Source organism: Pseudomonas sp. MD195_PC81_125, assembly GCF_014060985.1.
Lineage (GTDB): Bacteria > Pseudomonadota > Gammaproteobacteria > Pseudomonadales > Pseudomonadaceae > Aquipseudomonas > Aquipseudomonas parakoreensis.
Map to the genome: position 1 here is coordinate 1 of NZ_JABULD010000244.1, position 4209 is coordinate 4209.

General features: G+C 56.6%; 3 protein-coding genes and 2 rRNA genes. All 5 read right to left on the reverse strand.

What is annotated here, in order from left to right; all coding sequences use genetic code 11:
* Window positions 1–66: 66 nt before the first annotated feature.
* Entirely contained in the window at window positions 67–2370 is a 2304-nt protein-coding gene (locus HT737_RS10545) for a PqiB family protein (protein WP_182402492.1), read from the reverse strand.
* Window positions 2363–2986, reverse strand: coding sequence for a paraquat-inducible protein A (locus tag HT737_RS10550; protein WP_182402494.1), 624 nt, complete (start codon window positions 2984–2986; stop codon window positions 2363–2365). The genes HT737_RS10545 and HT737_RS10550 overlap by 8 nt, the downstream gene beginning before the upstream one ends.
* Window positions 2973–3632: a paraquat-inducible protein A gene (locus HT737_RS10555; protein ID WP_047296559.1), complete on the reverse strand. Its 660-nt coding sequence runs from the start codon at window positions 3630–3632 to the stop codon at window positions 2973–2975. Before HT737_RS10555 ends, HT737_RS10550 begins: the two co-directional genes overlap by 14 nt.
* 149 nt (window positions 3633–3781) lie before the next feature.
* Window positions 3782–3897 (reverse strand): 5S ribosomal RNA (gene rrf / locus HT737_RS10560).
* A gap of 153 nt (window positions 3898–4050) precedes the next feature.
* Window positions 4051–4209, reverse strand: a 23S ribosomal RNA gene (locus tag HT737_RS10565); the annotation flags it as partial.

A 4209-nucleotide genomic window follows, 5' to 3' on the forward strand; every position in this document is an offset into this window, starting at 1 on the left:
CATGAAACCCTGTGGGAGCTGGCTTGCCAGCGATGGCGTCTTTGTAGACGCCACATCAATTCCGGATTACTTACCGAGCGAAATCTTCGGCGCCCAGGTCAGCCACTCATCCTCAAACTTTTCGAACAGCGGGAACGTCTGTTCCGCACGCGCCGGGTTGCCCATCCGTTCACCGTCCGGGGTAGCGAAAGCGATGCCCCCCTGAATCGCCGTCTCCAGCGACTCTGTGCGCACTGTCAGACCATTGAACAAGCCGATGTCGAAACCGACGCCGCTGGTATTCCAGAATCGGCTGCCGCTGCGCACCAACGGCGCATATTTCGGCTCGATCAGAATGTGCACCAACACCCGATCGGCCGTCTGCCCCAGTTCATAACCGGTGACCTTGCCCACGGTGATTTCCCGGTAGGTCACGGGTACGCCCGGTTTCAGCGAGCCACGACGGGCGGCACTCAACACCAGACTCAAACCGGCCTCTTGCTTGACCACCTCCGGCGGACTGGCCAGCGCGACGAAGTTCTTCTGCGGGCCAAGATTTTTCGCCGCCGGCTGCACTTCCACGTACTGCCCGGTGACCAGGGTTTCCAGATTCTGGGTCTTGATCAGCCCCAACTCCGGCTTGACCACCCAGAACTGGCTGCCGACCCGGGCAATCTTCTCCGGCACTTCAGTGATCCGCGCGGTAATCATCACGGCTTGCAGATCGTCGGTCAGATCGACGTCTTCAATCTTGCCGACATCCAGCCCCTTGAAACGAATCGGGGTGCCCGGGCGCAAACCATCGGCGCGGTCGACCTTGATCGTCACCAGCGTGCCTTTCTGGTTGGCCTCGTCATGGTTGGCGAACAGACGGAAGCGCGGAATACGCTTCTGCAACGGCGCCTTGGCTTGCGGGGTTTCGAAAGCGATACCGCCGGCCATCAACGTCTGCAACGACTCGCTCTTCACTTGAATTCCGCCCGTCAGACCACCGGTGAGGGTGATGCCGCTGACATTCCAGAAGCGCGTCGAGGCGTTGACCAGGTTTTCGTACTCCTTCTCGATATGCACGCCAATGACGATCTGTTTTTTGGTCTTGGAGAATTGATAGCTCTGGACCGAGCCAACCTTGACCTGTTTGTACAGAATCGGACTGCCGACTTCGATCGAACCGAGAACATCGGTGAACAGCACCAGATGCAGACCGGGGGCGCGCAGATCCAGTGGCGGGGCTTTTGGCCGCGCCTCGAATTCGCGTTTCGGCGCAGCACCTTTGTCGCCCGGACGCACGGCGATGTAGTTGCCTTTTACCAACGCTTCGAGCCCGGTAATACCGGCCAGGGAAATCGACGGCTTGACCACCCAGAACTGCGTGCCATCGACCAGGTAGTCTTCGGCCAGAGGATCCAGCGTCAGTTCGGCCGTGGCGCTGTTGAGATCCGGATCGATTTTCAACGCTTTCAGGTTGCCGACCTGAATGCCCTTGTACATCACCGGCGTGCGACCGGCCTGCAGGCCTTCAAAGTCACTGAGTTTGACCTTGACCCGAATGCCGGCAGCGGCGGCGTCGAAGTCCTCATACAAACGGAACGGCAGGCTTGGATCGGTGGGTGGACTGTCCTTGCGATTCTCCGGAGTGGCGAAGGCGATACCGCCGGCGACGATGCTCGCCAGGGACTCGCTGCGCACTTTCACCCCCGACAGGTTGGCGTCGATGCTGATGCCGCTGGCATTCCAGAAACGCGTGTGTTTGCGCACCAGTTTGGCGTAGGTCGGTTCGATGAACACTTTCAGTTCAACGGTGCTCTGGTCTTCAGACAGCACGTAGCTTTTGATCTGACCGACTTTGATCTGCTTGTAGAACACCGGGCTGCCGCGATTCAGCGAACCGAGGCGATCGGCCTTGATAGTCAGGTGCAGGCCAGGCTTGGAATCCGACAATGGCGGCTCTTCAGCCAGGGCCTTGAACTTGCGGGTCGGCTCGCCTTCACCCGGGCTGATGGCCACGTAGTTCCCCGAAACCAGTGTTTCCAGTCCTGTGATGCCGGCCAGGGTGACGCTTGGTTTCACCAACCAGAAGCGGGTGCTGGTCTTGAGGTATTGTTCGACGTCCTTGTTCATCTCCACAGTGGCGATCACGCCTTTGGAATTGCCTTCGTCGTCGAGCTTGAGCGTCTTCACCTTACCGACCGACATGCCTTTGTACATGACCTCGGTTTTGTTGGCCTGGATGCCTTCACCGCTTTCGAAACGAACCTGAATCTCGATACCGGTTTCGTTATAGGCACGCCAGCCAAGCCAGCCGCCGATGATCAGGGCGATCAGGGGCAGTACCCAGATGGCAGACCAGTTGGAGGCCGGTCGGGTTTTCGCTACAGGCAAATCAGTCATGGTCGTCGTCCGACTCCGTGTTATCCCAAATCAGTCGGGGATCGAAAGTTACTGCGGCAAGCATCGTCAGAATCACCACACTGGCGAAAGCGATGGCGCCAAGATTGGCTTCGACATTGGCAAGCCGGCCGAAGTTGACGACCGCCACCAGAATGGCGATCACAAAGATGTCGAGCATCGACCAGCGACCGATGAACTCGATGAAGCGATACATCCAGATCCGCTGCCGTGCAGACAATGGCTGGCGGCGCTGTACAGAAAACAGCAACAGCGCGATACCGACCAGTTTGAACGTCGGCACCAGAATACTGGCGATGAACACCACCGCGGCAATCGGGATCATGCCGTGCTGCACCAACTGGATCACGCCGGACATGATGGTGCTGGGATCGCCCTGACCCAGCGAACTGACCGTCATGATCGGCAACACATTGGCCGGGATGTAGATAATCGCAGCCGTGATTAGCAGGGCCCAGGTTCGGGCCAGACTGTTCGGACGACGAGCGTGAACCAGCGCACCGCAGCGGGTGCAGGTTTGCTCGTCGATGTCCGCATCCAGTTTGTTCAATTCATGGCATTCGGTACAGATCAGAATGCCCGCATCAATCGCCCGCATGGGCATCCTCTCCTGATAACGCCTGCCAGATCTGATGCGGTGACATCACCACTTCCAGCCAGATCTGAACCAACAACAAACCGATGAAACACGCCAGACCGAGGCCGACGGTGATGGCCGCCATGTCCGCCAGTTTGACGATCGCCACGAGGACGCCCATGAGGTAAACCTCGAGCATTCCCCAATCTTTGAGGTGGTGATAAATGCGATACAGCAGCAAACCGTAGCTACGCCCGACGTTGAAACGGATCGTCAGCAATACGAATAACTGGCACAGCAACTTCAGCAACGGAATAGCCATACTGCACAGGAATACAACGATCGAAACGCCCTGCATGTCCGTATTGAACAAGCCGAGCACGCCACTCCAGACCGTATCCTGCGAAGATTGTCCGAGGATATTGAGTTGCATGATGGGTAAAAAGTTTGCCGGGATGTACAGCAATAATGCTGCGATCACCAGGGCAAGGCTGCGCTGCACCACGTTATGGCGGTGGGCGTACAACTCGTAACCGCAGCGAGGGCAGAGTGCTTTTTCGCCATGGGCAAGCTTGGGCTTGCGCATTAGCAGGTCGCACTCATGACAGGCCACCAAGTCTTCCAGCGGTAAATCTGACAGCCCTTGGGCGTCAACCGGATCTGACATAAAGGCTCTGGCTCCGAAAAGGATGGGGCTATTCTAGTGTTCTGATTCGAAAATAACTGTGCAAAATTGTTCGCTGCCTAAGTAAAAATACTTTCCTGCGGGCAAAACAAAACCCCAATTGCTTTCGCAATTGGGGTTTCGGAATTTAATCTTGACGATGACCTACTCTCACATGGGGAAACCCCACACTACCATCGGCGATGCATCGTTTCACTTCTGAGTTCGGGATGGGATCAGGTGGTTCCAACGCTCTATGGTCGTCAAGAAATTCGGGTACTGACTCGTGACCGGCTGGCCTCGCTTCAGCAAATCGGGTATGTGATACAGGTGTTTGTGAGCAGCGCGAACTTTCGGTTCATTGCGTCTTCACACACCGCAATCTGGTCTCTTTCGAGCATTCAAATTGCTTGGGTGTTATATGGTCAAGCCTCACGGGCAATTAGTATTGGTTAGCTCAACGCCTCACAGCGCTTACACACCCAACCTATCAACGTCGTAGTCTTCGACGGCCCTTCAGGGAACTCAAGGTTCCAGTGAGATCTCATCTTGAGGCAAGTTTCCCGCTTAGATGCTTTCA